This window comes from Paenibacillus terrigena DSM 21567, assembly GCF_000374845.1.
GTDB lineage: Bacteria > Bacillota > Bacilli > Paenibacillales > Paenibacillaceae > Paenibacillus_K > Paenibacillus_K terrigena.
The window spans coordinates 287,894-314,880 of sequence record NZ_KB895413.1 but is presented as its reverse complement, the minus strand read 5'-3'; the positions used below and the strand labels follow the sequence as shown (position 1 = coordinate 314,880).

General features: G+C 46.6%; 29 protein-coding genes and 2 pseudogenes. 6 read left to right on the top strand and 25 right to left on the bottom strand.

Going from position 1 to position 26,987, the window contains the following annotated elements; all coding sequences use genetic code 11:
• Window positions 1-124: 124 nt before the first annotated feature.
• The 7 genes from sigF to C558_RS0105515 all read right to left on the bottom strand — a co-directional run bounded on the left by sigF (window position 125) and on the right by C558_RS0105515 (window position 7,051).
• Complete coding sequence (gene sigF / locus C558_RS0105550) at window positions 125-880, bottom strand: RNA polymerase sporulation sigma factor SigF (RefSeq protein WP_018755251.1); 756 nt, start codon at window positions 878-880, stop codon at window positions 125-127.
• A gap of 11 nt (window positions 881-891) precedes the next feature.
• Window positions 892-1,365: an anti-sigma F factor gene (gene spoIIAB / locus C558_RS0105545; protein WP_018755250.1), complete on the bottom strand. Its 474-nt coding sequence runs from the start codon at window positions 1,363-1,365 to the stop codon at window positions 892-894.
• Window positions 1,362-1,715: an anti-sigma F factor antagonist gene (spoIIAA, locus tag C558_RS0105540; RefSeq protein ID WP_018755249.1), complete on the bottom strand. Its 354-nt coding sequence runs from the start codon at window positions 1,713-1,715 to the stop codon at window positions 1,362-1,364. Before spoIIAA ends, spoIIAB begins: the two co-directional genes overlap by 4 nt.
• Window positions 1,716-1,819: 104 nt before the next feature.
• Complete coding sequence (locus C558_RS0105535; RefSeq protein WP_026263740.1) at window positions 1,820-3,019, bottom strand: D-alanyl-D-alanine carboxypeptidase family protein; 1,200 nt, start codon at window positions 3,017-3,019, stop codon at window positions 1,820-1,822.
• Window positions 3,020-3,535: 516 nt separating this feature from the next.
• The gene (locus C558_RS0105525; protein ID WP_018755246.1) at window positions 3,536-4,108 is read right to left on the bottom strand and encodes a PadR family transcriptional regulator; all 573 of its coding nucleotides are present in this window, start codon (window positions 4,106-4,108) and stop codon (window positions 3,536-3,538) included.
• Window positions 4,062-5,633 (bottom strand): MDR family MFS transporter, encoded by a 1,572-nt coding sequence (locus tag C558_RS0105520; RefSeq protein ID WP_018755245.1) that lies wholly within the window; start codon window positions 5,631-5,633, stop codon window positions 4,062-4,064. Before C558_RS0105520 ends, C558_RS0105525 begins: the two co-directional genes overlap by 47 nt.
• Window positions 5,634-5,719: 86 nt before the next feature.
• Complete coding sequence (locus C558_RS0105515; RefSeq protein ID WP_018755244.1) at window positions 5,720-7,051, bottom strand: pyrimidine-nucleoside phosphorylase; 1,332 nt, start codon at window positions 7,049-7,051, stop codon at window positions 5,720-5,722.
• Window positions 7,052-7,179: 128 nt separating this feature from the next.
• Between C558_RS0105515 and C558_RS33620 the strand changes: the two genes are divergently transcribed.
• Entirely contained in the window at window positions 7,180-7,341 is a 162-nt protein-coding gene (locus tag C558_RS33620) for a hypothetical protein (RefSeq protein WP_018755243.1), read from the top strand.
• Window positions 7,342-7,517: 176 nt separating this feature from the next.
• Here C558_RS33620 and deoB read toward each other — a convergent pair whose 3' ends face one another.
• The 4 genes from deoB to ald all read right to left on the bottom strand — a co-directional run bounded on the left by deoB (window position 7,518) and on the right by ald (window position 11,165).
• Window positions 7,518-8,735, bottom strand: a complete 1,218-nt coding sequence (gene deoB / locus C558_RS0105505; RefSeq protein ID WP_018755242.1) for a phosphopentomutase — start codon at window positions 8,733-8,735, stop codon at window positions 7,518-7,520.
• Window positions 8,735-9,637 carry a site-specific tyrosine recombinase XerD gene (gene xerD, locus C558_RS0105500; RefSeq protein WP_018755241.1) on the bottom strand — a complete coding sequence of 301 codons (903 nt, stop codon included), beginning with the start codon at window positions 9,635-9,637 and terminating at the stop codon, window positions 8,735-8,737. The genes deoB and xerD overlap by 1 nt, the downstream gene beginning before the upstream one ends.
• 78 nt (window positions 9,638-9,715) lie before the next feature.
• Window positions 9,716-9,949 carry a DUF4227 family protein gene (locus C558_RS0105495; RefSeq protein ID WP_018755240.1) on the bottom strand — a complete coding sequence of 78 codons (234 nt, stop codon included), beginning with the start codon at window positions 9,947-9,949 and terminating at the stop codon, window positions 9,716-9,718.
• Between the two features lie 109 nt (window positions 9,950-10,058).
• Window positions 10,059-11,165, bottom strand: a complete 1,107-nt coding sequence (ald, locus tag C558_RS0105490; RefSeq protein WP_018755239.1) for an alanine dehydrogenase — start codon at window positions 11,163-11,165, stop codon at window positions 10,059-10,061.
• Window positions 11,166-11,280: 115 nt separating this feature from the next.
• On the opposite strand from ald, the gene C558_RS0105485 reads away from it, so the two are divergent.
• Window positions 11,281-12,432, top strand: a complete 1,152-nt coding sequence (locus tag C558_RS0105485) for a S8 family peptidase (RefSeq protein ID WP_018755238.1) — start codon at window positions 11,281-11,283, stop codon at window positions 12,430-12,432.
• Between the two features lie 202 nt (window positions 12,433-12,634).
• Here C558_RS0105485 and fur read toward each other — a convergent pair whose 3' ends face one another.
• The 4 genes from fur to C558_RS0105465 all read right to left on the bottom strand — a co-directional run bounded on the left by fur (window position 12,635) and on the right by C558_RS0105465 (window position 15,680).
• Window positions 12,635-13,099: a ferric iron uptake transcriptional regulator gene (gene fur / locus C558_RS0105480; protein WP_018755237.1), complete on the bottom strand. Its 465-nt coding sequence runs from the start codon at window positions 13,097-13,099 to the stop codon at window positions 12,635-12,637.
• Window positions 13,100-13,196: 97 nt separating this feature from the next.
• A complete protein-coding gene (gene spoIIM, locus C558_RS0105475) occupies window positions 13,197-13,832 on the bottom strand; it encodes a stage II sporulation protein M (RefSeq protein ID WP_018755236.1) in 636 nt (211 codons plus the stop codon).
• A 79-nt stretch (window positions 13,833-13,911) separates the two neighbouring features.
• Entirely contained in the window at window positions 13,912-15,117 is a 1,206-nt protein-coding gene (locus C558_RS0105470; protein WP_018755235.1) for an endonuclease Q family protein, read from the bottom strand.
• Window positions 15,114-15,680, bottom strand: a complete 567-nt coding sequence (locus C558_RS0105465) for an NUDIX domain-containing protein (RefSeq protein ID WP_018755234.1) — start codon at window positions 15,678-15,680, stop codon at window positions 15,114-15,116. Before C558_RS0105465 ends, C558_RS0105470 begins: the two co-directional genes overlap by 4 nt.
• A 121-nt stretch (window positions 15,681-15,801) precedes the next feature.
• Here C558_RS0105465 and mciZ point away from each other — a divergent pair.
• A pseudogene (mciZ, locus tag C558_RS34605) lies at window positions 15,802-15,885 on the top strand (Z-ring formation inhibitor MciZ); the annotation flags it as partial.
• Between the two features lie 110 nt (window positions 15,886-15,995).
• Here the strand turns inward: mciZ and C558_RS0105455 are convergent.
• Window positions 15,996-17,120, bottom strand: a complete 1,125-nt coding sequence (locus C558_RS0105455; RefSeq protein WP_018755232.1) for a M20/M25/M40 family metallo-hydrolase — start codon at window positions 17,118-17,120, stop codon at window positions 15,996-15,998.
• A gap of 91 nt (window positions 17,121-17,211) precedes the next feature.
• On the opposite strand from C558_RS0105455, the gene prli42 reads away from it, so the two are divergent.
• The gene (prli42, locus tag C558_RS33010) at window positions 17,212-17,313 is read left to right on the top strand and encodes a stressosome-associated protein Prli42 (protein ID WP_018755231.1); all 102 of its coding nucleotides are present in this window, start codon (window positions 17,212-17,214) and stop codon (window positions 17,311-17,313) included.
• On the opposite strand, the gene lipB is transcribed toward prli42, so the two are convergent.
• The 5 genes from lipB to lpdA all read right to left on the bottom strand — a co-directional run bounded on the left by lipB (window position 17,314) and on the right by lpdA (window position 23,356).
• Window positions 17,314-17,991 (bottom strand): lipoyl(octanoyl) transferase LipB, encoded by a 678-nt coding sequence (lipB, locus tag C558_RS0105445; RefSeq protein WP_018755230.1) that lies wholly within the window; start codon window positions 17,989-17,991, stop codon window positions 17,314-17,316.
• A gap of 328 nt (window positions 17,992-18,319) precedes the next feature.
• Window positions 18,320-19,630 (bottom strand): dihydrolipoamide acetyltransferase family protein, encoded by a 1,311-nt coding sequence (locus C558_RS0105440; RefSeq protein WP_018755229.1) that lies wholly within the window; start codon window positions 19,628-19,630, stop codon window positions 18,320-18,322.
• A 175-nt stretch (window positions 19,631-19,805) separates the two neighbouring features.
• Complete coding sequence (locus C558_RS0105435; RefSeq protein ID WP_018755228.1) at window positions 19,806-20,789, bottom strand: alpha-ketoacid dehydrogenase subunit beta; 984 nt, start codon at window positions 20,787-20,789, stop codon at window positions 19,806-19,808.
• Window positions 20,789-21,775 carry a thiamine pyrophosphate-dependent dehydrogenase E1 component subunit alpha gene (locus C558_RS0105430; RefSeq protein WP_156826024.1) on the bottom strand — a complete coding sequence of 329 codons (987 nt, stop codon included), beginning with the start codon at window positions 21,773-21,775 and terminating at the stop codon, window positions 20,789-20,791. Before C558_RS0105430 ends, C558_RS0105435 begins: the two co-directional genes overlap by 1 nt.
• Before the next feature lie 159 nt (window positions 21,776-21,934).
• Window positions 21,935-23,356, bottom strand: a complete 1,422-nt coding sequence (gene lpdA / locus C558_RS0105425) for a dihydrolipoyl dehydrogenase (protein ID WP_018755226.1) — start codon at window positions 23,354-23,356, stop codon at window positions 21,935-21,937.
• Between the two features lie 164 nt (window positions 23,357-23,520).
• Between lpdA and C558_RS0105420 the strand changes: the two genes are divergently transcribed.
• Window positions 23,521-23,805, top strand: a complete 285-nt coding sequence (locus tag C558_RS0105420; protein ID WP_018755225.1) for a DUF2627 domain-containing protein — start codon at window positions 23,521-23,523, stop codon at window positions 23,803-23,805.
• Between the two features lie 73 nt (window positions 23,806-23,878).
• On the opposite strand, the gene C558_RS0105415 is transcribed toward C558_RS0105420, so the two are convergent.
• Together C558_RS0105415 and C558_RS30460 are read right to left on the bottom strand one after the other, a co-directional pair.
• Window positions 23,879-24,274, bottom strand: coding sequence for a hypothetical protein (locus C558_RS0105415; protein ID WP_018755224.1), 396 nt, complete (start codon window positions 24,272-24,274; stop codon window positions 23,879-23,881).
• Window positions 24,275-24,399: 125 nt separating this feature from the next.
• Window positions 24,400-25,494, bottom strand: a complete 1,095-nt coding sequence (locus tag C558_RS30460) for a C40 family peptidase (RefSeq protein ID WP_018755223.1) — start codon at window positions 25,492-25,494, stop codon at window positions 24,400-24,402.
• A 425-nt stretch (window positions 25,495-25,919) separates the two neighbouring features.
• On the opposite strand from C558_RS30460, the gene C558_RS34195 reads away from it, so the two are divergent.
• Complete coding sequence (locus C558_RS34195) at window positions 25,920-26,090, top strand: hypothetical protein (protein ID WP_018755222.1); 171 nt, start codon at window positions 25,920-25,922, stop codon at window positions 26,088-26,090.
• 61 nt (window positions 26,091-26,151) lie between these two features.
• Here the strand turns inward: C558_RS34195 and C558_RS0105400 are convergent, their stop codons facing one another.
• Both C558_RS0105400 and C558_RS33005 read right to left on the bottom strand, forming a co-directional pair.
• Complete coding sequence (locus C558_RS0105400) at window positions 26,152-26,580, bottom strand: hypothetical protein (RefSeq protein WP_018755221.1); 429 nt, start codon at window positions 26,578-26,580, stop codon at window positions 26,152-26,154.
• Between the two features lie 182 nt (window positions 26,581-26,762).
• Window positions 26,763-26,900: pseudogene (locus tag C558_RS33005) on the bottom strand (sporulation initiation factor Spo0A C-terminal domain-containing protein); the annotation flags it as partial.
• Window positions 26,901-26,987 lie beyond the last annotated feature (87 nt).

Sequence of the window (26,987 nt, the reverse complement as noted above, 5' to 3'; positions counted from 1 at the left end):
TAAATAATGACAGTCAGATTCCTATATATTACATGAAAGTACATCATTTGAATATTGCGATTTCCTGAAAATTTAAATGATAAAAAGCCATGACTGGATTCCAGCCATGACTTCTCTTTCCCTATTATTGGGCGATCTGCTCTTTGATGAGCTGCAATATTTTCTTCTCTAGCCTTGAGACCTGTACCTGAGAAATGCCGAGGCGTCCTGCCACCTCAGACTGTGTCTGATCTCGATAATATCGAAGGTAGACAATAAGCCTCTCGCGTTCGGACAATCCTTCAATCGCATCACTCAGCGCAAGCTTATCGAACCACTTCTCTTGCGATTCATCCGCAATCTGATCCATGAGGGTGATTGGGTCACCGTCATTCTCGAATACGGTCTCATGAATCGACGTCGGAGGTTTGTTCGCCTCTTGTGCGAAGACCACATCCTCCGGTTCAATGCCAAGCGCTTCAGCAACTTCCTTGACCGTCGGCAGTCGATTCAGCGTCTTCGACAGCTCATCCTTCATCTTACGGACTTTATTCGCGAGCTCCTTGAGTGATCGGCTCACCTTGAGGGTACCATCATCACGCAGGAACCGCTGAATTTCGCCGATAATCATCGGCACTGCGTAAGTGGAGAACTTCACATCATACGACAGATCGAACTTGTCGACTGATTTCAGTAGTCCAATACAACCGATTTGAAACAAATCATCCGTCTCATAGCCCCGGTTCATAAATCGCTGTACAACTGACCAGACGAGCCGGATATTGCAATTAACAAGTGTATCTCGTGCGATCGAATCACCGCTTTGGCTCAGCGCGATCAGACGTTTGACTTCCGTATCGTCGAGATAACTTTGCGAAGTTTTCTTCAAATCGACATCCATTCGTCCAACCCCTAATTGTATAGAGCTTTCTTAGATTCAATCCGTTTCTTCATGCGGATCCGTGTGCCTGAGCCGAGCTCACTAATCACTTCGAATTCATCCATGAAATTCTCCATTATGGTGAACCCCATCCCTGACCGTTCAAGCTCAGGCTTCGAGGTATAGAGCGGCTGCTTCGCAAGCTCTAAATCCTCAATGCCATGGCCGTTATCTTCAATCGTAATCGAAATCGTCTCCTCTATGATTTGCGCGGAGATCTTCACGATCCCGTTCGGATCATTGTCATAACCATGAATGATACAGTTGGTTACGGCTTCTGAGACGACCGTCTTCAAATCCGTCAGCTCGTCCATGGTTGGATCAAGCTGCGTAACAAAGGCTGCTACAGCCACCCTCGCAAATGCTTCGTTCTCCGAACGGCTGGCAAATTGCAGTGTCATGAAGTTTCCGCCGTTTTGTGTTACATCCTCTAGCTTTTCGCTCATGATACGACCTCCAATTCTGTGAGCGCCGAACGCTCGTTTTCGTAGATGGCCAATATTTTGAAAAGCCCAGATAGTTCGAATAGACGGTGAACCGAAGGGTTCACATGACAGACCACCATTTTACCGCCTAAATTCTTAATTACTTTATATCGTCCAAGAATGACACCAAGACCGGAGCTATCCATAAAGGTCAAGTCTTCCAAGCTTAATACTAAATGCTCCACTCTACCCCTCTGTATCGCCTCATCCATACGTGTACGAACCGTCTCTGCGGTATGATGATCCAATTCCCCGCGAAGTCGCACGATGAGCACTTGGCGGCGCTGCTCAAGCTCCAATTGTAGATTCATGTAGCTCATTCTCCTCTCCGATTGCATGGTTGGTTACTCCGCTTACATTTCTACAACGGAAAAACCAATTCCTGCCTCCCGACAAAACTAGAAGAAACGCGCTATTAATCTACAAAAAACAACTTCTCACAGGTCCGCTTGAACAGTGTCCAGTAGCTGGCTTTACTTACTACTGCAGGTGCTTCAAGAGAGAATTCCTTCACGACCTCATCCCCTTGATAGACGACGAGCTTTCCGATCGGATCTCCCGCTGCTATCGGTGCTTTGAGCTCGTTCGGAACGACCAGTTCATGCCGAATATTATCGGAAGACTGTTTTCCTTTGCGAAGTAGAATACTATATTGCTGCTTTGCAACGATCGAAAGGGACTCTACGCTGCCCTTCTCAATTTTCACAGAACCAATGGTATCACCGACTTTAAAAATCGGATGATTCGTATATTGCGAGAACGCGTAATCGAACATTTGCGTCACTTCTTGATTCCGAGTCTTCGTGTTCGGTTCACCCATCACGACTGCGATTATTCGCAGTGAATCACGCTTCGCTGTGCCCGACAAGCAGTATTTCGCTTCCGATGTGAAGCCTGTCTTCAAGCCGTCAGCCCCTGAGTAGAAACGAACGAGCTTGTTCGTGTTCACCAGCCAGAACGGCTTGGCTGAATCTTTGCGAAGATAATCCTGGTATACGCCGGTATACTTCGTAATCCCGTTATATTTCAAGAGCGCCTGTGACATTAGAGCGATATCATGAGCTGATGTATAATGATCCGCTACAGGCAATCCGTTGCAATTCTTAAACTGCGTATCCTTCATGCCGAGTTCTTTCGCTTTTGCATTCATCATTTGAACGAAGGCTTCTTCTGTTCCGGCTATTTTCTCTGCCACGGCCACCGATGCATCATTACCGGATGCCATGGCAATCCCTTTGAGCATCTCATCCACTGTCATTTCTTCACCTTGTTCGAGGAAAATCTGTGATCCTCCCATAGAAGCCGCATATTCACTAGTCTGTACGCGATCTGTCAGCTTCAGCTTCCCTTGATCGATGGCTTCCATCACCAATACCATGGTCATAATCTTTGTTATACTTGCTGGTGGCAAGCGATCGTGACTGTTCTTCTCGAAGATGACTGTACCCGTATCCGAATCCATGAGCACGGCAGATTTTGCGTTGGCTGCTAGCTCTGAAGAAGCAGCGGAAGGCTCTGCTGCAGGTTTCTTCGCAGGTTCTGCATAGACAGACCAAGGTACCGCAATCGAACTGATCATAAGGATACAGCTCCATATCATTAACCTTTTTCTCACAAGAATTCCCCTCCTAAAATAATATGGCCACAAAAAATATAAGTGCAGTCTTAGACAGACTTGTATGGCCATTTTGCTGCTTCTCCTCAGTGTTGGCTATTTGATTGGAAAATATTCCATTGCAAATGTTCAATTTTTCTGTTATTCTATATAGATTCACCGCAATAAAATATTTATTTCCTCTAGAAGTTCCTCTGGAAAGTTAGATCACGATGTAACACAAACCCACTTCAGATTTTCGTATCATCTTTTCTCAAAATGAATTTCATGGTTGTATTCGTACTAATTCTCACTGGCGCGGTCTTCGGAGCCGCAAGGATGGAAGAGAGGTAGGGCTTTCATTGTTTTAGTTAGGCATGTATTTCAAACAAAGGAACAACAACATACGCAAATAAGAAGAAACGACTTCGTTGTCCTCCAATTGGACGTTAAGCGTATCTTCGAACAAAAAAAAGATCCGATACGCGCAAGGGACACTTGCAACGCTTCGGATCTTGTCTATTATATGCAGCTCTTTTATGGAATAGGCTCCCATTGATACGGGTTCCCCTTGACGCCGAGATGACCTCTCACAGCTTCTTCATACACCTCTCGAATCCAATTCAACTCGACCAAGCAATGCTCGTAGGAACTTCGATAGACATAAAGCTGCGACAATGGAGCGGTGGATAACGCATCGTTATACAACTGCTTCATCTCCTTCATCCGCTGCTCCGTCTGGATCAAGTGCGTCTTAAGCTTCTCTTGAAACTTATCCGAATCGGCATATTCCGAGAAGGTCAATACGCCGCAGATCGGCTTCGAAATGGATATCGGCATCTCCATTTCTTTATGAATGGATCGCTTCAGCAATTCGATCCCAGAGGCAGTAATCCGATAGATTGTCTTGTCTGGTCGGTTACATCCCTTCTGAACCTCACACACCTCGATATGCCCATCCTTACGCAATTGATCAATAGCATAGTATAGAGAACCTTCTTGGATCTTCATATAATACGCCATGGAACGCTCTTTCATGCGTTGCTTGAGCTCATAGGGGTGGCTATCTGACTCCATCAGCAGTCCGAGGATGGCCAGCTTGATCGACATGATTGTCACCTTCTTTGCCGTCCTTGGTCTTGCCTGGTACTTCGAGCCTTGCATTCCCCATCAAGAAAATGAATATCGCCGCGAGTGCTGCAATAACAATAGACCATTGGAATACATAAGCGATCGAATCGGCAAGTCCAGACAACAGCTGATGCAATGCATTCGCTGGAATCATCTCTCTAACTTCCGGTTGCAATAGCCCGCGACCATCACCCAATTTCGCAGCAAAAGCGGGATCAATTTTGGATTGAATCGCATCTTGCAGATGACGGGATTGGAGCGTTCCGTAAATCGTAACGCCAATCGCTGAACCAATCGTCCGGAAGAACGTATTCAAGGAATTCACCGTACCGCGTTGATGGAACGGAATATTCGTTAAGGCTGCAATCGGAATGGTCGAGAACGACGCCCCGATACCAAGACCCATAATGACCATATACATCGTAATCATTGATTTGCTTGTGTCAATCGTAATCGTACTCAGCAAAATCACGGATAGAAGTACGAGTGCAACGGATACACTCAAGATGGCACGATACGAAAACTTGTTAATCAATCGGCCGCCTACAATACTACTGATGACATTGGAGAACATCAGCGGCATGAGTACCAACCCCGCACTCGTCGCCGAGCCTTCGAATACCCCTTGAATGAACAACGGAATATACGTTGCACCCGCTATCATCAATGCGCCGTAGAAGAAACCGACTGCCATACAAGATCTGAACAATTTGTTCTTGAATAGCCCCAGTGGAATAATTGGTTCCTTCGCAATCGTCTGCTGCCAGAGGAAGAGTGCTAATAACACGACAAATCCAGCAAACATACCGATGATCGGCCATGAATCCCAACCATAACCATCCTTACCGCCAAGTTCAAGCGCGAACATTAAGCAGAGAATCGTCGCAATCATGAGAATCGTTCCGATCCAATTGATCTGCTGTTTCTTATTATCCTTCGATTCATGATACGCAGACAGGATAATAAAGAATGAAATGACACCGAGCGGTAAGTTGATGTAGAAGATCCACGTCCAATTTACATAATCCGTGAAGAATGAACCCGCGAGAGGACCCATTACCCCGGAAATACCAAATACGGCACCAAATAACCCTTGCATCTTCCCACGTTTCTCCGGTGGAAAAATATCAAATATAATCGTAAAAATAACCGGCATCAATGCACCGCCGCCGATCCCCTGAATCGCGCGGTAAATGATAAGCTGGTTCATGTCCTGTGCCATACCACATAATGCGGAACCTGCCATGAAGACAATCAACCCGAACATGAAAAACCGCTTTCGACCGAACATATCAGACAGCTTACCAAAAATCGGCATCCCTGCCACACTCGCGATCATATAGGCTGAGAACACCCATACGAATTTATCCAAACCGCCGAGTTCTTTCACGATCGTCGGCATCGCAGTGGATACAATCGTCTGGTCCAGCGCTGCAAGAAGCAGTGCCAGCAGCAAGCCAGTTACGATCAGCGTCTGATTCCCCTTTTTAACTTCTGTAGACATCCTTCATTCCTCACTTCTTCTCACAAAATCAACCACTTTATTAGTATACTCAAATTTGAGTAACATACAAGCGTTTTCTCATGTGATTAGAAGCGCTGAACGCCATCTTTCGTGACTATAGCGTATACTAGCGGCTTCATTTCTCCGCGCTGCTCCGCGATCTGATAAGCTTCACGCACACGTGCGATGGCCGTCTCGCGCTGTGCTGCATTTTTACCATTCACATGCAGCGTTGCAAGCGTCTCACCGACCTTCACGGCATCCCCAATCTTCTTGCGAAGTACGATACCTACAGCGAGGTCAATCTGAGAATCCTTCGTCTCACGCCCCGCACCTAACGTCATCGCCGCAAGACCAATTTCCTCTGCCTGAATGGCCGTTACATACCCATCAGCTGTAGCCGTGACATCGATAAGTTCTGCAGCCGTAGGAAGTTTCGATGTATCTTCAATTTGCGAACTGTCACCTTGCTGCGCTTCGACCATTTCTTTCAATTTCGACAATGCTGTACCGTCTTGAATCAGCCCTTCGAGCTTCGCTCTTGCTTCCTCAACCGTTGCAGCTTGTCCGCCGAGCATCACCATATACGCTCCTAAGATCAGCGTCAGCTCCTCTAGATCTTTTGGTCCTTCGCCACGCAGCGTCTCCACCGCTTCCTTCACTTCAAGCGCATTCCCGATACCGAAGCCTAACGGTTGGTCCATATCACTAATCAGTGCAATCGTGTTCCGTCCAACTTCCGTACCGATATCAACCATCGCCTGCGCAAGCGCAATCGAATCATCCAGAGACTTCATGAATGCCCCGCTCCCTGTCTTCACATCGAGGACAATCGCATCCGCGCCTGCAGCGATCTTCTTGCTCATGACGGAGCTTGCAATGAGAGGAATACTTTCTACTGTCGCTGTCACGTCTCGCAGACCGTAGAGCTTCTTATCCGCTGGCGTAATATTGCCGCTCTGACTGATCACGGCTGCACCAATTCGGTTCACTTGGGCAAAGAACTGTTCACGTGTTAATTCAACGGAGAATCCCGAGATGGATTCGAGCTTGTCAATCGTGCCACCCGTATGCCCTAGGCCACGACCTGACATTTTCGCAACGGGAACGCCTGCAGCCGCAACGAGCGGTGCGAGTGCGATGGTCGTCTTATCTCCAACACCGCCTGTGGAGTGCTTGTCTACTTTCACCCCGTGCACTGGGCTTAAGTCAATCACATCTCCTGAATGAGCCATTTCTAGTGTCAAATCTGCTGTCTCACGAGCCGTCATGCCTTTATAAAAAACAGCCATGGCCCACGCAGACATCTGATAATCCGGGACGCTCCCATCGCTATATCCTTGGATCAGAAATGAAATTTCTTCCCGTGTTAATTCTTCGCCGTCTCTTTTCTTCTGAATGATGTCTACTGCTCGCATTGTTTCAGCCTCCTGAAATGTTATAATGTGACAAAATTGTGAACGATTAAATAAAGGATTATAGCTGCTAGAATCTGGATAAAATGATAAATATCAAATATCTAGGAGTGATACCGATCGAAGCTCATATGAACGCTGATGATGTCATTGACCAGATTCGAAGATTACACCAAAATGGAGAATCTTTGAATAAGAAAAGTATCAAAAAGTCTCATCCCGAGCTGATGCAAAATGCACTCTACTACTATCCCAGTTGGGATCATGCCTTACAGAAAACAGGCATTCAGTAAATTCCGACAGCTATCTAACCCAGCCCAGACGCTTCACATAGGAAGTTGAAAGAACCGGCAGGTCCTGCTTCAAGCGGAACCTGTCGGTTCTTTGTTGTGACAGTTCTCGTACTAAATGCGTGGAATGAGGGCAACGACGAGCCGCAGAAAGTTATCTTTCACGCGACGAGCGACGATCACTTCAGCTGTTGCAGGAAGCTCGTGCCATGGTATGGCGGGTTCACGTCGAAGTTCTCAGCGATCGTCGCGGCCAGATCAGCGTAGGTCGATCTTACACCAAGTGATTCTGGATGCTTAAGCGCTGGACTATAGACCAGAACCGGTACATATTCGCGCGTATGATCTGTTCCCGCATGAATCGGATCATTTCCATGGTCGGCTGTGAGGACGAGCATATCCTCCTCACCAATCCGCTGCATGATTTCAGGCAGCCGCAGATCGAAGGCCTCCAATGCGTGTCCATAACCCTCAGGATCCCTACGATGGCCGTATAACGAATCAAAGTCCACTAAATTGGTGAACAGCAGCCCTTGAAAAGGTTGATCCAGCGCATCAATCGTCTTCTGAATACCGTCATCATTGCTCTTCGTTGGATGCGTTGCGGTAACCCCTTCTCCCGTAAAAATATCATTGATCTTGCCAACCGCAATAACATCTCGGCCGGATGCTTGAACCGCATTCATGACTGTCGGCTCCGGCGGCTTCACGGCATAATCATGACGGTTCGGCGTCCGCTTGAAGGATCCAGGCTGCCCTACATAAGGACGTGCGATGACGCGACCTACAGAGAATTCAGGCGCCATCGTCAGGCGGCGGGCAATTTCACAGGCACGATACAATTCATCGAGTGGAATAACATCTTCATGAGCAGCCAATTGGAATACACTATCAGCTGAGGTGTAGACAATCCATGCGCCTGTTCGCATCTGCTCCTCACCAAATTCATCCAGAATCTCTGTACCTGAAGCCGGCTTATTTGCGAGTACTTTGCGCCCTGTCTCTTCCTCAAATTTCGCGATCAACTCGGGGGGGAACCCATTCGGATATGTATTGAATGGTTTATTGATCTTCAGCCCCATGAGCTCCCAGTGTCCAGTCATCGTATCTTTGCCGACAGAGACCTCAGCCATTTTCCCGTAATATCCTGTAGGGCTGGCTGCAGGCTTGACTGATCCCAGCGGAGCAATGTTCCCTAATCCTAATGCAGCCATGTGCGGCAGCTTAATATTCGGCATCCGCTCAATAATATGCCCTAAGGTATGGGAACCTCGATCCCCGAATTTATCGGCATCAGGCAGTTCTCCAATCCCGACACTATCGAGCACAATGACACATATTCGCTTGAATGATTTCTTCTGACTCATCGCTGTCCAACTTCCTTTCAGTCTTGTCATCAAGTCAATCGCGCTCTTGGATGCGCATGTTCGTATACATCCTTCATGCTTCGCTTGGACGGCAGCATATACATTTGGGTTGTGGAAATATCTGCGTGCCCGAGCATCTCCTGCACCGAACGCAAATCTGCACCATTCTCAATCAAATGTGCAGCAAAAGAATGCCTCAGTGTATGCGGCGTTATTTCATGTTCAATCTCCGCTTCCTTCGCATACTTCTTAATAATTTTCCAGAACCCTTGCCGTGTGAGCCTTGTCGAGAGCTGATTGACGAACAATGCTTGCTCCTCCCCATTTCCCTTCAACAACTTCTCACGCGCTTCATGAATATACTCTGCTAATTGCACTGCTGCAATTCGCCCGAGTGGAATAATCCGTTCTCGGCCATTTCCTGCGGTACACCGAATAAAGCCGAGATCCAAATGTACATGATCTAAATCCAGCGAGATCAGCTCAGAGACCCGGATTCCCGTCGCATAGAGAACTTCTAGCATCGCCTTGTCTCGGATGCCTTGCAGTGTCCCGCTTGGAGGCGCATTTAACAGTCTCTCAATTTCCTCAACTGTTAATACGTTAGGCGCCTTCTTCTCCAGTCGGGGCGCTTCCATCTCAATCGAAGGATCTATCACAATTCGCTGATTACTTAACAAGTAATGAAAAAAAGACCGTATCGATACAATACTGCGCGACAAAGTCGACGGTGCGCGTCCCAGATGCTTAAGGTGCATGATGTACTGTGCAACATCCGTCTTCTTAATCGCCCCAATATCGTCAATATGCGGCTTCTGATTCATATAGGAAATAAACTGTGTGAGGTCGCGTTCATAAGATTCAAGCGTATTCCGAGATAATCTTTTCTCCTCCGAGAGAAAATGTATAAAGGCTCGCAGATGTTTGTCCATTCAATCAAGCTCCCTTATCATTATCATCTCTAATTCATTTCAACATCGAGCCTTTAATCTCCTGCACCGGAAGGGGATTCACTCGCCATACCAATAAAAAAGTTTCAATCTTTCCTTCATCGATTCATGTGGGGCTTCAGACATATCCTGATGAAATACCTTCATCGCTTTGCCTTGCGGCTCACGATAACGATCGACTGGCGTAATCCATGCGGACACAATACTCAGAACTTGGACCATGAAATAAGTGAACGCGAGGAATAGAATTAAAAACCGGAGCCGCTCCAACCATTTGCGTACGGAGAAGATCATTTCAATCCACCTGCTTTACGACAGAGTTATTTACCACATCGTATGACAAGTCCTACGGATTTATGATTTTACTCAGACGCTTAGACGAAGATGAAGCAGCTCCCACATCTTAAATATTCAGCGGTGCATATGGTTTGCCAACCGCCTCGGCAACGGCACGGTACGTCACTTGACCCTTATATGTGTTCACGCCAAGAGATAATGCAGGATTCCCTTGCAAGGCAGCTACAATCCCTTTGTTCGCGATTTCTAGGGCATAGGGAAACGTCACATTCGTAAGTGCAAAAGTTGATGTACGAGGCACAGCGCCAGGCATGTTCGCAACAGCGTAGTGAATAATGCCGTGCTTCTCATATACAGGATTATCATGGGTTGTAACGCGATCAATCGTCTCAATTGAACCGCCTTGATCCACAGCTACATCCACAATAACAGCGCCTTTCTTCATCGTACGAACCATCGCATCCGTCACAAGCCGAGGGGCACGTGCACCTGGAATCAGGACCGATCCAATTAATAAGTCGGCTGTCTTCACGGCTTCGCTAATATTATGCTGATTCGACATTAACGTTCGTAATCGACCACCAAACAAATCATCCAAATAACGCATTCGATCGGCGTTTCGCTCAATGATTGTTACACTCGCCCCAAGCCCAATCGCCATCTTCGCCGCATTCGTTCCGACGATCCCTCCACCTAGAATAACGACCTCACCCACAGGTACCCCTGGAACACCACCAAGGAGAACACCACGTCCGCCAAAATATGCCTCTAAGAAGTGGGCGCCAACTTGTACGGACATTCGGCCTGCGACTTCACTCATCGGTGTTAGAAGCGGCAAGCTGCCATTAGGCAGCTGGATGGTCTCGTAAGCAATACCTGCAACGTTCTTCGCGAGCAGTGCATCGGTTAACCCGCCTGCCGCCGCGAGATGCAAATAGGTGAACAGAATCTGATTTTCTTGAAATCGATCATACTCCTCTGGCAATGGTTCCTTCACCTTCATGATCATCTCTGCTTGCTGCCATACTTGTTCGACAGAACATACAACGGCCCCCGCCGCTTCATATTCAGCATCCGTGAAGCCGCTCCCAATGCCGCAGCCTTGCTCTACGAGCACCTGATGACCGCTGCTGATCAATTGCACTGCACCGCCCGGAATAAGCGCTACACGGTATTCATTGTTTTTGATTTCCTTCGGTACGCCAATAATCATTTGAACGCCTCCACTGTTATCATAATAATCAGACTCTATCCTTGTAGCACCCCATGGCTTTCGTCCACATACGCTAGTGGTAATTCATTCGTTGAAAAGGTGGGATTTAAGCCTCATGGGGAAACTGCACTCAATGCTTGCTGCTGCGATTGAATCAAAGGCTACAAAGCACAGTCAGCGGAAAATCATTATTTTTAAAGACAACAAAAGCTATCATCAGTGTGTGCGTTTTTTGAAAAACAATAACATCATTCCGCTCAAACAAGTAAAGACAGCACGTATGGTCTGCTGTCATGTTCGAAATCCGAAACAATTGCATGACCTTTCTAAGCATCCCAAAATTCACAGTATCGAGACCGATATTCCCGTCAAAGCACACGGCAGCGTCAAAGCTGGAAAACGGTTATTAGCTCGTTCCTTCAAAATTCCTTGGGGAATACAGCGTATAAAGGCACCACAAATATGGCCCATTTCACGAGGTCAAGGCATCCGGATCGGCATCATCGATACAGGAATCGGACCGAGTACAGATCTGTTCGTCTTCGGCGGCATTAACACGATCAATCCGAAACAATCCTTTCGTGACAATAACGGCCATGGAACTTTCGTCGCTGGGGTCACAGCTGCCCGAGGGAATCGCAATATGATTACAGGCGCTGCACCTTTTGCTAAATTATATTCGGTGAAGGCGCTGGATGCTTCTGGCAATGGGTTCGTCTCCGATATTATTGAAGGGATCGAGTGGTGCATCCAGCATCGTATCCAAATCATTAATATGAGTCTCGGACTCAACCAACATAGCGCGTCCCTTCGTCGCGTTGTTCGCAAAGCCCATCGAAAGGGAATTGTTATCGTCGCTTCCGCAGGGAACAGCGGTAAAAATTCAGGAGGAATCGATGAGCCAGCGAAATATCCCGAGGTCATCGCCGTCGCTGCGTCCAATAAACGCAATCAAATTGCAGATTTCAGCAGCCGAGGCAAAGGGATCGACCTAACCGCACCAGGCGCAGATATCGTATCACTGCGGATCGGCAAGGGAACGACCACTGGCTCAGGCACTTCATTCTCTGCTCCGCATGTCACGGGCAGCTCAGCCCTTCTCCTGCGTCTTAATCGACGATTATCCCCGAATCAAATCAACAAATTGATGACATCGACTGCCGTTAAGTTGAAAGGCTATTCCAGACTTGCTCAAGGCGCCGGCCAGCTACAAGTGAATCGCTCAGCACTGAATCTCATTAGCGCCAGCAAGAAGCGCAAGCGTTAGTTAGCATATTCTCTATTGCCAAAGGGATGAGAAATACTCTATCGAGTTCCATTCAAAGATGAGCGACCGCGTTTAAAGGTAGTTTTTATCACCAATAGAAATTTTTTTTAACACGCTTTATCGGTTTAATAGTGTTAAATTTTCCTATGTGGTAACAAAAAAAGCTCTTCGGGTCTCATGACGAGACTGAAGAGCTTTCGTGTTAGGAATCCATCCCTTTATTCTTTTCCTTTTCCTTGCATCTGCTGCATATGCCTTGAAAGTCAAGCCGATGGTCAAGCACTGTAAAGTTGAACTCGGCCTCGAGACGTTCTTCAAGCGGTCCAAGCCAGTCTTCACGAATCTCATCCATAGCTCCACATTGTACGCAAATTAAATGATGATGGTGGTGTTTGTTACTATCCGTACGAAGGTCGTAACGGGCAACTCCATCGCCGAAATTTAATTTCTCAACAACATGCAGTTCACTGAGCAGCTCAAGGGTTCGGTATACAGTAGCCAATCCGATTTCAGGCGCTTTGTCTTTGACGAGCATAAAGACATCTTCCGCACTGAGGTGATCGTCTTCATTTTCGAGCAATACCCGGACTGTTGCTTCACGTTGCGGGGTTAGCTTATAACCTTGCGATTGAAGCTGCTGTTTAATTTTATCGATCCGCTCTTCCATCATGACCCCCCTTTACACCTTTCCGCATGCCTTTTCATTGTTTTCATTATAGGGTGTTAGGGCGAATAAAGTCAATTCATTTACTAGATTCGACCCCTTAGGCGGCCTCTAATAACATTGGAGCAACCCACTGCATCAAGGTCGGAGAGACCCAAGTCTCGAATGCCGAAATACCGAGCAATGTGACAGCCATTGTCGCTGTTAAGGTCACGTACGTAAGAAATGGTTGTTTAATCATGAAATTCCGACGCATCATCACACGACTCCGGATCATATACAGGGAGAAAGAAATCGCGGCTACACTGACGATGAAGAGCACGGGAATCGCAATCATATTCTGCGGTGCAATGGAGACGAGTGCGAATAGGACCCCTTTCCAAGCAAATTGCCCTGCGAGCAGCCCTACCGAAAATCCGATTAAGACCCCTTTCACGAAGTCCAGTACAAGAATAAAAGGCAAACCGACCACAGACAACCCTAGAACCCAGATCAGCAGTACCCATTTCATATTATCAAATGCGCTCGTCCAGAACGTCTGCGAGGCATACTGCGTATTCTTCCCATCCATTGTATGAATGAAATTACCGACATATCCGCTAAGTTCCTGCTGCTGCTCAAGCGAGAGCGCATTGACCATCAGCGCCCCGAATACGACCCCTACAATAAATAAAACGGCCACAAAAACATATAAACTCATCTGATCGCGAAATGTCTGGCGAATTAACTGCACCATCGTTGTTCCCTCCCTTGTACATCTATTACTAGATTATGAGAGGGAACGATAGAGTATGATTAAAGTTGTCTGAACCTTTTCATATTTTCGTAATTTTGCCGTAGGTTCCCCCACCGCCTGCTACAATGCCTAGTTTTCCTGTTCTTGCTTGAATAATATCATCCGCGAGCACTTCTCCCACAACCTCAGCCAACTCCTGTGCAGTTGCTCGATGCAGAATATGCATCTCCGTACCGAAGCGAGCAAGAAGTGCCTCCCGTTTCTTCGGACCAAATCCAGGTAAAAATTCGAGCGGTACCTGATAGTGATACGGAGGGCGGTAAGCAGGAAGGATAGGCTCCTCACGATCTGCAATATCGCAAATGCGATCCATTACGCCACGTACGAACTTCGCTGCACCGCAATAAGGACATCTAGCCGCTGTCGACGTGCCTTCATCAATAATGGATTCGCATTTTTTACAGTAAGTCCGATGATATTTGCCAAGCCGCGGGTTCAGCCCGTAATTCGCCGCCACATGCCGATCCGCATCTCGGTTCAATACCCGAGCAAACTCCTCAAAGTTCGGCGCTGCCATCTGCAGCACATTGTATTCTCTTCCGATCTTCGCCAGGGAATGCGCATCGGAATTCGTCAAGAAAGAATATCGGTCTAGTTCAGAGATGAGTCCAGCCATCTCCGAATCCGCGCTTAACCCCAATTCAACCCCATGAATCTGATCCAGATCCAGCAAGTCCGCCATCCGCGCAGAACAGCTACCGTAGACACTCTTATGCGGCGTAAAAATATGAGCAGGTACAAACAATCCACCCCGACTTACGACCTCAGATTGCAGTTCTCGTGCTGTCACATAAATACGCTGCGAACTGAGCTCTACATTCTTCATATGACGTGACATCCAGGAGGTGAACTCCTGCATGTGGGTCAATGTGGGCAAGTAAATAAGTAAATGCGCTGCACCCATGCCAGGATCACGAACCTCAATCTCACTGCCAAGCAAGATCGTCGTATCCTTATAGCGAATCCCTCCGCCATCTATTTCTTCCATCTCTCCTCGATCCAGACAACGCATAATATCCGTCTGAACGGAAGGCGCATGGCTGTCTATAATACCAATCAATTCAATGCCTTTCCGATTGGCCGCTTCATGTGCAATATTGGCAAACGTCAAATCCCGACTCCCACTAATCTTCACCGCATTCCCCTGCTCGGTTCGGCCAATATGAATGTGCAGGTCAGCAAAGTAATGTCGAAGTGCCGTTGGATCCTTACTGTGCTGCATCATCCGATTTGCCCTGTTAATGTGTAGAGCTTCCACGCGTATACTGCCATCATGGTCTTCGCATCCTGAATACGTCCATCAACGATATATTGCTCAGCTTGAGCCAATGTGATCACCTTCGCGTCCACGAATTCATCTTCGTCGAGGTTACGTTCACCTTGCCCTAGTTCCTCAGCAATATAGAGATGGATCATCTCATCAGCAAACCCTGGTGAAGTATAGAACGAGCTATGATGCCGAATTTGACCGCAGCGATACCCCGTCTCCTCTTCTAACTCTCTTCGAGCCGCATCCATCGGATCTTCGCCGGCATCCAGCTTCCCAGCAGGAATCTCAACCAGTGAGCGGCCTAGAGGCTTACGGTATTGCTCGACGACCAGCATCCCTTCCGGAAGCAATGCAAGTACGCCGACAGCGCCAGGATGCTTTACGATTTCTCTCTTAGCCGTGTTCCCATCGGGTAGTCGAACGGTATCCACTTGTAATGAAATGACTCTCCCTTGAAAAATAGGCTCCGTGCTAAGTGTAATCTCTTCGAACTTCTCCTTCTGATCGGTCATGGCCATTCAACTCTCCTTATTTTTTCATTGATTTTTGGATTGGGCTGCATAACTTGTCCCATGTGTTCATATGACTGAATTATATCAAATTGTAAGCCCAAGACCTAAACCTTAGGAGGACGATCGGATGAAAATTTATATCGCTCAAGAACAATTGCAAATGGTTGGTAAAGCATGGGAAATTCGTCATCATCTACGCCAGCTGGGAAAGGGGCAATCCGGTCAGCCATCGTTACATGCCGTTCTTCAATCCCGTACCTCATCGCCTAAAAATCCAAAAACTCCTTAACGATGAGCATCATCGCTAAGGAGTTTACAAATTTAATCAACGAGTTTGACGATTTCGATGACGAGCTTAGTCAAGCCCACCATATCTTCCACCTTGATCCGTTCCTTGGTTGTATGAATATCTTCATAACCAACGGACAAGTTCACGGTCGGAATGCCGAAGCCATTAAAGATATTCGCATCGCTCCCACCGCCAGTATGGAATGTTCGAGGCGTCTTGCCAATATTCCGAATCGCCTTCATCGCAAGCTGTACAACCTCATCTTGCTCCGTGTATTTGTACGCCGGGTATAGAATGACATGCTCAAATTCCGCGCGTGCTCCCATATCTGCCGCAGCCGATTCCAGAGCCTCTTTCATCGAAGCGACTTGAGCCTCCACTTTGTCTTGGACAATACTGCGCGCTTCTGCGTCAATCTGCACGAAGTCACACACGACATTCGTTGCACCGCCGCCTTCGAACTTTCCGATATTCGCTGTCGTCTCATGATCAATTCGGCCTAATTTCATACGTGAAATTGCCTTGCTTGCCACTTGGATCGCACTTACGCCATCCTCTGGGTTCACACCCGCATGTGCGGACTTGCCGTAGATTTTCATAAAAATCTTTGCTTGCGTCGGTGCAGCAACTGCTATGCCGCCGATTTCACCGTTCGAATCAAGTGCATAGCCGTATTGCGCTACCATATGCTTCGCATCCATCGAACGAGCCCCGAATAAACCGGACTCCTCACCGACTGTAATCACGAATTGGATTGGTCCATGAGGAATGTTGTTCTCCTGCATCACATGAATCGCTTCGAACATCGCAGCAAGACCTGCTTTGTCATCTGCCCCAAGAATGGTTGTACCATCACTGCGTATGTAGCCGTCTTCTCCGATGCTTGGCTTAATCCCTTTGCCGGGTGTTACGGTATCCATGTGCGATGTGAAGAAAATCGTTGGGAGATGTTCTTGCCCTGCCGTAGCCGGAAGCATCACGAACAAATTGCCTGCGCCATGACCAGTTTTCTCAGCTGCATCATCTTCCGTCCACGATAATCCGAGATCCGTAAATTTTTGTTTTAACACTTTGGAGATTTCCTGCTCGTATTTCGTCTCGCTATCAACTTGAACCAAGCTAATAAATTGCTGTACTAATCGATCTTGTTGTACCATCGGACTTCCCTCCCGTGTCATCATGCGTTAAAATAGAACTCAACCCCGAACACTTACACAATCAATTCTAGTTAAAGGAGAATACATCCTAATGAATCAAAAAAAATGGTTTCGCGTTGTTGTTTATCTCATGCTGGCAGCCATGGTGGGATCAACCCTCTTCATGGTCATTGAGCCGTTCTTATACTCCTAATTATTGCTGGACAAGCTCAAATCCGAACTCTTCCAAGAAGTATGGAATGATCTCGGAAGCCACTTGCTCCACGGTAAAAGGCAAATTCGTGATATCTTCAAGCGAGGTCACGCCGAACTGCTGAATGCCGCAAGGAACGATTCCGGTGAATCCTTCATACTGGATTCCCGATTTAATGTTAAATGCAAATCCATGGCTCGTCACGAAGCCGCGCCGGTGTCTACGTTTATTGAACTTGACTCCGATCGCGGCTATTTTCGTATCTCCAACCCACACGCCTGTATAATCGGGCTTACGACTGCCCTCAATATTATATTTCGCTAAATAATTAATGATGACTTGCTCCAGGTGTCTTAAATACCCGCGCAAATCTAGTTTTTCCCCATCCAGAATGACAAGTGGATATCCCACCAATTGACCCGGGCCATGGTACGTAATATCGCCGCCGCGATCAATTTCGAATACCGAGATACCCTTCTCCTGCAATTCAGCCTCATTCAAGAGCAGATGTTCTGGATGTCGCTGTGAACCAATGGTATAGGTCGGTGGGTGCTCGAGCAGGATCAGAGAAGAGGAAGCCTCTTCTCGATCGATTTGCTTGACGAGTGATTTCTGCATATCCCAAGCCTGGCCGTATTCCATCATCGGATAGTAATTGACTTGTAGTGTCTGACTCATGTTATTGTTTCACACGCTTTCCAAAGTACACTTATAGGTTGTTCAAAAAGTCATCTTTTGATCACGAAGTATTTCATGTAGCCAATCGACATCGAATCTTGCCCTCACCCTCGAAGAGCCTACGCTTACGAAGTATGTTTCCTCTGGAAACATTACAGGTACTCATTTAGGTTTTGCCTAAACTCCGTTCCTCTAAAGTTTATCGAAGAAAAACTCGCAACGGAAGCATAGGCTCTTCGCGTTCACGCAACCTGAGCATATTCTTACGATGTAAGTTTTCTTTGAAAACTTTCAGGTGCTGAAAAGCCGACTTTTTGAACACGAAAACTTAGTACAATTTAGTATCGAGATCATAACTTTCCATGTTCTCTTTGACGCGCTGCAAGAAGCGACCGCAGATGACGCCGTCTAGAATCCGATGGTCTAGAGACAAGCAGAGGTTCGCCATCGAACGTATAGCAATCATGTCATTAATGACGACAGGACGTTTAACGATCGACTCGAACGTAAGAATCGCCGCTTGTGGATAGTTAATGATCGGATAAGAGAGAATCGAGCCAAAGGACCCGGTATTGTTAATGGTAAAGGTACCGCCTTGCAAATCATCCAATTTCAACGTACCTGCACGCGTTGCCTTCGCAAGGCGATCAGCTTCACGAGCAAGTCCGGCGATATTCAGCGTATCGGCTTTTTTAATTACCGGCGTAAGTACTGAATCTTCCGTTCCGACGGCAAGGGATAAGTTAATATCCTTTTTCACAATAATTTTGTCAACGGCCCAAACGGAGTTAATGATTGGATAGTCTTTGATCGCATTGACGACAGCTTTGAGTAAGAACGCGAGATACGTCAGGTTAATGCCTTCACGACGCATGAACTCATCTTTGTACTTGTTACGAAGTACCACAAGATTCGTCACATCGACCTCAATCGTCGTCCAAGCATGTGGGATCTCTGTTACGCTTTGGCGCATATTGCGCGCAATCGTATTACGAATCGGCGTAACATCGATGAAATATTCGTTACTTCCGACCGTCTGCTGTTTCTCCACTTCAATCTTCGGAATACGCGGCGATTCAGACAAATGCAATCCGGAGTGACGGACCGGGTTGAATGATCCCCCTTGATTCGAAGGTGCGGCTTGCTCCGACGCTGTATTTTTGCCCGCCGATTGGCCTTGTTCCACGAACTGCAGTACATCTTTGCGTGTAATGCGCCCGCCTAAACCTGTGCCGATCACTTGATTCAGATCTACACCATGTTCTCCTGCAAGCTGTTGTACAGCTGGCGAGTAGCGGTGTCTCATGCTCTGATCGCCTTGTAATACAGGCTCCTCACTTGCCACCGTACTGCTAGAAACTTCCGGTGCTGTATTGGCTCCTGTACCTGCAACTTCAACATATGCAATCACTGTGCCGACATCGACAGTCTCTCCAGCTTCCACGAGAATTTCACGCAGAACCCCTTCAACCGTCGATGGCAGTTCAGCGTTTACTTTATCGGTAATGACATCACAGAGGGGCTCATATTGCTCCACCGGATCTCCAGGCTGCTTCAACCACTTTCCAATCGTCGCTGATACGAGCGATTCAGCGAACTGCGGCATCGTGATCTCCACGAATGTAGTAGGTTTTGACATACTCTCATCTCCTGAACTTTTTCAATATACGTCACCCAGAGGCAACGATTGAACCATGAGAAAACCTCCAATTCGGGGCACTCCAAGGATGAGCGACCGCGTTAGAGGTAGGTTTTATCGCCAAATAGAATTTGAATGTTCCGTTTGCTGCGAAACGAATCAATTTTATTTGTGGTTAGAATAATGCCAGCTTACGCATTGCCTCTTGAACTTTATCTTTATTGAGCATGAAGAACCGTTCCATTGGCGGACTAATTGGCATCGCAGGTACATCTGGCCCGCATAGGCGCATAATTGGCGCATCAAGCTCGAAGAGCATTTCCTCGGCAATAATCGCGGACACCTCGGCCCCGACTCCGCCTGTTTTGTTATCCTCGTGAATAATGAGCACTTTGCCTGTCTTCCTCGCGGCTTCTAGAATCGCTTCCTTATCCAGCGGTTGGATCGTACGCAGATCTAGAATATGAGCGCTAATGCCTTCCTTCGCAAGCTCTTCAGCAGCCTGCATGGCAAAATGAAGCGGAAGACTGTAGCTGATGACTGTAATGTCTGTTCCTTCACGAAGTACATTTGCTTTGCCAATCGGCACCACATAATCGTCCGCAGGAACATCGCCCGTAATCAGCTTATAGCATTTCTTATTCTCGAAGAAAATAACTGGATCCGGGTCACGAACCGCTGCTTTGAGCAGACCTTTCGCATCATACGCGGAGTATGGCGCAACGATCTTCAGACCTGGGGTTCCTAAGAATACCGATTCAGGACATTGCGAATGGTATAGACCGCCAAAAATCCCCCCGCCAATTGGCGCACGAATCACGACAGGACATGTCCAATCGTTATTCGAGCGGTAGCGGATTTTTGCTGCTTCACTAATAATCTGATTGGTTGCAGGGAACATGAAATCAGAGTATTGCATCTCAGCAATCGGCTTCAAGCCGACCATCGCCGCTCCAATCGCAACACCCGCGATCGCAGATTCGGCTAGCGGTGTATCAAGTGCTCTAGCTTCCCCGAACTGTTCCATCAAACCTTTCGTCGTCGTGAACACGCCGCCTTTCGTACCCACGTCTTCCCCAAGAACGAACACATCTTCATCGCGCTCCATCTCTTCTCGCATCGCTAGACGAATCGCATCAATATATTCTATGACCGGCATTATGCATTCACCTCTCCATCTTCAGCATACACGTGAAGCAGCGTATCTTCCGGTTTCGGGAATGGTGCTTGATCGGCATATTCCGTTGCTTCTTTGATCTGCTTGGCAATCGACGCTACCAGCTCTACTTCTTGCTCTTCAGACCAGATTCCGCATGCCATCAAATATTTTTGGAATTGGACGACACCGTCTTTTTTCCAGTTCTCATCGACTTCTTCTTTCGTACGATAAGCAAGATCATTGTCTGACGTAGAGTGCGGAGACAAACGATACATCATCGCTTCAATTAACGTTGGACCCTCACCGGCAATGGCACGTTCACGAGCTTTCTTCATGACACGATAGACTTCAAGTACATCATTCCCGTCAACTTGAATACCTGGAAACCCATAACCAAGCGCACGGTCACTCACTTTGCCAGCCAACTGTTTATGTACCGGCACCGAAATGGCATATTGATTGTTCTCACACATAAAAATGACAGGTAATTTATGAACACCCGCGAAGTTACAACCTTCATGGAAATCCCCTTGGTTGCTGGATCCCTCACCGAATGTAACGAATGAGACATGATCTTTCTTCTTCATCTTCGCTGCGAGTGCAATACCTACCGCATGCGGCACTTGCGTTGTTACTGGACTTGAACCCGTAACAATACGAAGACGTTTGCTTCCAAAATGTCCTGGCATTTGACGGCCGCCGCTATTCGGATCTTCCGCTTTGGCGAAGAGCGAGAGCATCAATTCTCTCAAGGTCATGCCAACGGCGAGTACGAATCCATAATCCCGGTAGTACGGAAGGAAATAATCTTTCTCGCGATCCAAGGCGAAGGCTGCAGCCACTTGCGCTGCTTCTTGACCGATCCCTGACACGTGGAAATTAATTTTCCCCGCACGTTGCAGTACGAGACAGCGTTCATCGTACATCCTGGCCATACGCATATATTTGTACATGTCAATGACTTGTTGATGACTAAGTCCGAGCATTTCATGCTTCGATTGTTGTTGTACGGAAGTTTCTGAATTCACGTAAACACCATCCTTTTTCTTCCCGTTTGGTTTTATAACCTGGTACTAAGACTAGGAGATAAACATATTATAATCCCTTTTCAGAAAAAAAGAAAATGTTCTTTAATCCAGACATGCCTAGATCCCTGTCGCTTTTCCATCAATTGCAAGCATGGCTTCACCCATAATTTCTGATAAAGTCGGATGCGGATGGATGGATTGCCCCACTTCCCACGGTGTTGCATCGAGAATCTGCGCGAGTACAGCTTCCGAGATTTGATCGGTTACATGAGGACCAATCATATGGACACCCAGAATATCATTCGTTTCTTGATCCGCAATCACTTTCACGAATCCATTATTATCTCCATAGACAAGCGCCTTACCGATGGATTTATAGGAGACTTTCGCCACCTTCACTTGTCTTCCTTGCTCTGTCGCCTGCTTCTCCGTCCACCCTACACTCGCCACTTCAGGACGTGTATAGATACAACGCGGTACAAGATGCGGTTCTGCCATGTGCGGATGGAGACCTGCGATGCGTTCCGCTGCAACAATCCCTTCGTGCGCTGCGGCATGAGCGAGTTGAAGCCCGCCAATGACATCGCCAATGGCATAGATATGTGGTTCTGTCGTCTGCATGTATTCATTCACGACGATGACGCCGCGATCCACTTTAATATCTGTATTTTCCAGACCGATTTGATGAACATTGGCTTGTCTGCCGACAGATAAGAGCAGCTTCTCAGCCTGGAGCGTCTCTTGCGATCCTTTTACTGTCACCTGAATATGGACGTGTCCATTCTCTGTGCTGTAGCTCTCTGAATGAAGCGTTGCTCCGGTAAGCACACGCACACCACGTTTTTTCAGTAACCGCTGCAATTCACTGCCTAACTCTTGGTCTTCCGTCGGCAATAAATGGGCAGCCATTTCTACGACAGTCACCTCGACACCAAAATCGCTTAGAAGGGATGCCCATTCAGCCCCGATCACGCCGCCACCGACGATGATGATCGATGTAGGCAATTCCTTCATGTCTAGCGCTTCATCACTTGTCATTGCATATTGTCCATCAATCTCGATGCCGGGTAGTGTGCGCGGACGTGAACCCGTCGCAATAATCAGATTCGTGGAAACAATCGTCTCCATCTCCCCATCCTGCAACTCGACAGCGACTGCACCGCTCTTTGGTGAGAAGATCGAGGGTCCGATTACGCGCCCTTTTCCTTGGATAACATCGATCTTATTTTTTTGCATCAAGTAAATAACGCCGCGATGAAGCTGATTTATAATACCTGCTTTGCGCTGCTGTATTTTATCAAATTGTACGGAAATGTTGTCTGCAAAGATACCAAATTGCTCACGTTCCTGAAGTGTTGCGTACACCTCTGCACTCCGCAGGAATGTCTTACTCGGGATACAGCCTCGATGAAGACAAGTGCCCCCAAGTAAATCTTGCTCAATAATCGCCACTTTCTTACCGAGTTGGGCTGCGCGTATCGCCGCCGTATAGCCGCCGATCCCGCCACCAAGTACTGCTACATCATAGTTCAATGCCATCGTTTCTCGAACCTCCCGATATGTACACATTCATTTCATCTTCGTTTTCCTGTGACTATTGTACCTTGTTTTGAGATGTTTACCAAGCAAGCTTCTTTCATTAGACAACCTTTCCCAACCATTGTATGATAGAAATATATTCAAATTCAGGGTGAGGGCAAGTTATGAAACTAATGATCTCCAGATTTATCGCAATTCTGCTGCTCGTAATCCCCGGTCTTGCTGCGACCTACGGATTTCTTCTTATGAAAGATGCCTTATTCGGCTATTTCTCAGAACATGGCAATACGGGAATATCGCCGGACTTTACATGGCTCCCATTCCTTGGTGGGCTTGTCCTCTTCGCCTTCGGCATCATCTTCATTGGAGGATGGACATTCTATCGCGATCGTAAACGGAATTATGTGGCACCACGATTTAAGAAGAAGCGGGCGAGACCGCAGGGATAATTTATTATCAATCAGACCCCTTGTTACATTTCCATCGTCACCTGCGATGCGAAAGAAGCAAGGGGCCTGTTCGTCATATTCTTCGTTTTTTCTTTTTCTTCGACTTGACCACATCTTTCTTTTCAACCGCGTCTCGGTGCGGCAGATGGTGGTGTTGTATGTGAGAATGTGTTGCCTCTTCCGCCGCTTCTAATGCTTCGAACAACGCTAATGAACCATCTGTCAGATTATTCGGCGAGAATGCGCCCGTCATTTTACTGAAATCTCCTGCCAGAATTACTTGAATCGTTTTATTCCGGTTGACAATGACAGATTCGATGAACAGGGCATTTGAGAATAATGCAATGATCACAGCCCACTGCTGTATCGATAAATCGAGATAAGGGTGACGTTGATTGGCATGCAAGTGATTATGATCTCGATTAAATAAATCATTTCTCTGCGTATCGGGATGTTGACTTGATGCCATCGTACACCTCACCTCCTCCGGTTCATTTCTTCCATCTATTGTATTCTGCCTCCAACAGGAGGTTCCCAGCTATAAAAAGCCCTCTGATTCCATTTCTGGTTCAGAGGGCTCTCCACAATACACTTCTATTGAACGACACTACCGCCGTATAAGAAACGATGTTCCCAAGCTGTATTCTGGATTGAATCGATCCGAACACCGCCTGATTTGGTAGAATACGTGTGCAAAATTTGATTATTTCCAAGGTAGATTCCCACATGAGTAATCCGTTCCGTGTTCTTATTCACACCATTGTAATCGGAAGCTTTGGAACCTTTATAGGACATAAAGAACATCAGATCTCCGCGTTTCAATGAGCCAATACTTTTCTTCGCTGTTGAATTGCTCTTCACCCAAGCACCCTGCTTGCGAGAATCCGATGGTAATACAATACCTAACGCTTCCTTATAGGCTTGTCTGACAAAATCAGAGCAATCAAAGGTTTTAGTCGTATTACGATCGGATCCGAACTCGTAAGGGACACCTAAATATTTCTTTCCTGTAGTTATGACTTTCTCGACTTGAGACGAAGACGGCGTTGGAGCAACCGTACCGCCAATTGCTATATATTTACTGCTAGAGCTTATGTAACCAACCTGACCTTCTCCATCCCATACTTGCAACCAATTAGCATCGGCTTTCTTCAGTATGCCTACGACATGGCCAGATTCTAATTTCTTAATAATTGATCCATTCGTTGATGGTTGGGTTCTTAAATTTACTCTTGCGACAATTCGGCCTGACTCTGCGTTTCCCGTAATATTAAGATATTTCGCTGCGGTGCTCAAGTATCCGATATTACCTGAACTGTCTTGTGCATGGTACCAGCTTGCATTCGCTTGACCCAGAATTGTTATTTTCTCACCTGTTGGCAGATTGCGCAGTACCCTTGTTGCTGTAGAAGGTCCTACTCGCAAATTCACATTATTTTTCACTGTTGCAAGTTTGGCGCCGGCAGCTGTCTGAACTGCTCTAGATGACGCCGCCGCAAATGTCGATACCTCTTCCAAGTTAGGCAGATCCGGATCGCTTTCATCAACTAGCAAGTTCGCTGTGTTTGAACCTTGTCCCAAATTCGAGCTTGTCTGATTTGCGACAGGTGCGCTCGCTGCACTGATTGTCGTTGCACCCATTTGGAATGCCATAGTGCACATAATAAGGCCTAGTAACATCTTTTTCATGATTAAGTATCCTCCCTGATGTCCGATACTGCGATTTACAGTACCGCTTATGAATGTGATGTGTTTGTAATTAAACTGTAAAAATATTGCAACATTGACTTTTACTATTGAGTTGTTGAGTTCAATTCCAATTACTCTATTTACTATACCAGTAGTCTTCTAAACCTACTATCGGACCAAATTCATATAAGTTACGTTTTTGTAACTATTAAATTAGGACTTTAGTCTCTAAAACCACTTGTTTTTGTAAATAAAAGTTAGATACTGGATTCCATGAAGAAATGAAAAATTACATTATTGTAAATAAAAGATCGAAATAGGAATCTCTATCTAGTAACAAGTTGTAATAAAAATTCCACTTATCGTGCATGAAAATCACAAATCGTGGAAACCTATGGCTGTTATGGAATGAAGGAGGTGTCAACATGAACAATAATTCTCACAATCAAGCTTCAAAAGCGGAGGTTCAATCCACAGAACTCAATAAAATGCCTGCTGCGAATACATCCGATACAGAGTTCTCTGCGGAAGAAGCGGCTGAAGCTTTTACAAATCAATCCTCGGCTGCTGCGCAATCTGCTGAAGACCAACAATAAGTACAAAACAAAAACCGTCTAGTACATGTACTGGACGGTTTCTACTTGAAAATACAATTCATTATAGATGAACTATCTCTCCACAAATTTGGCATTCCAGCGCAGGAGCATCTGCACGTAGTACATTCCCATGCTCATCGTAGATGGTGTCCTTAATTTGTTCCATTTGATCGACAGCCCCGCATTCCGGACATACTTTACGCTGCGAGGGAACTGCTGCTGTAGGCTGTAGTATCATCGGTTCTGCTGTCAATCCACCGACAGATACAACACTTGAATGAGCTGCTCTAGGTTCATGATTCATGATTGAGAGCATCTTCATGGATTTCATCTCTTCCCTAAGATCATTTAAATCCGTTTTTAATTCCTGCGAATAACCATTTTGTTTCAAACAAAACTCCAAGATCACATTTAATTTCTCATCTAACGCATTTATTTGACGAGTGAGATTCGTTAGTCTCTGATCAATGTTCGGTTCATGATGTTCCATATCAAATACTCTCCCTATGTACATTATGATGGAGCATGTAAATGCTAGTTTAACTGCCATGATACATGATATTCAACGGAAAATCCAACAAACATCATGTTATTGAACATTATATGTACACGCTTCTGATAACGCAAAAAAGGCTGCGAATTGCAGCCTTTTTATTTTCTATTATTTCACTTTCAGCTCACCTTATGCTCAATCCGCAGCTTATCCGCCACCATCGCAATGAATTCTGAATTGGTAGGCTTCGACTTCGAGATATTGATTGTGTAGCCGAACAAGTACGAGATGCTGTCGATGTTGCCACGCGTCCATGCGTACCAAGGGCTGAAGGTGTTCGTATGTATGCGAACGGATGCCGATAAGTTTTCGGGAACGACGTATTACGTTTTGTCAATTGCGAT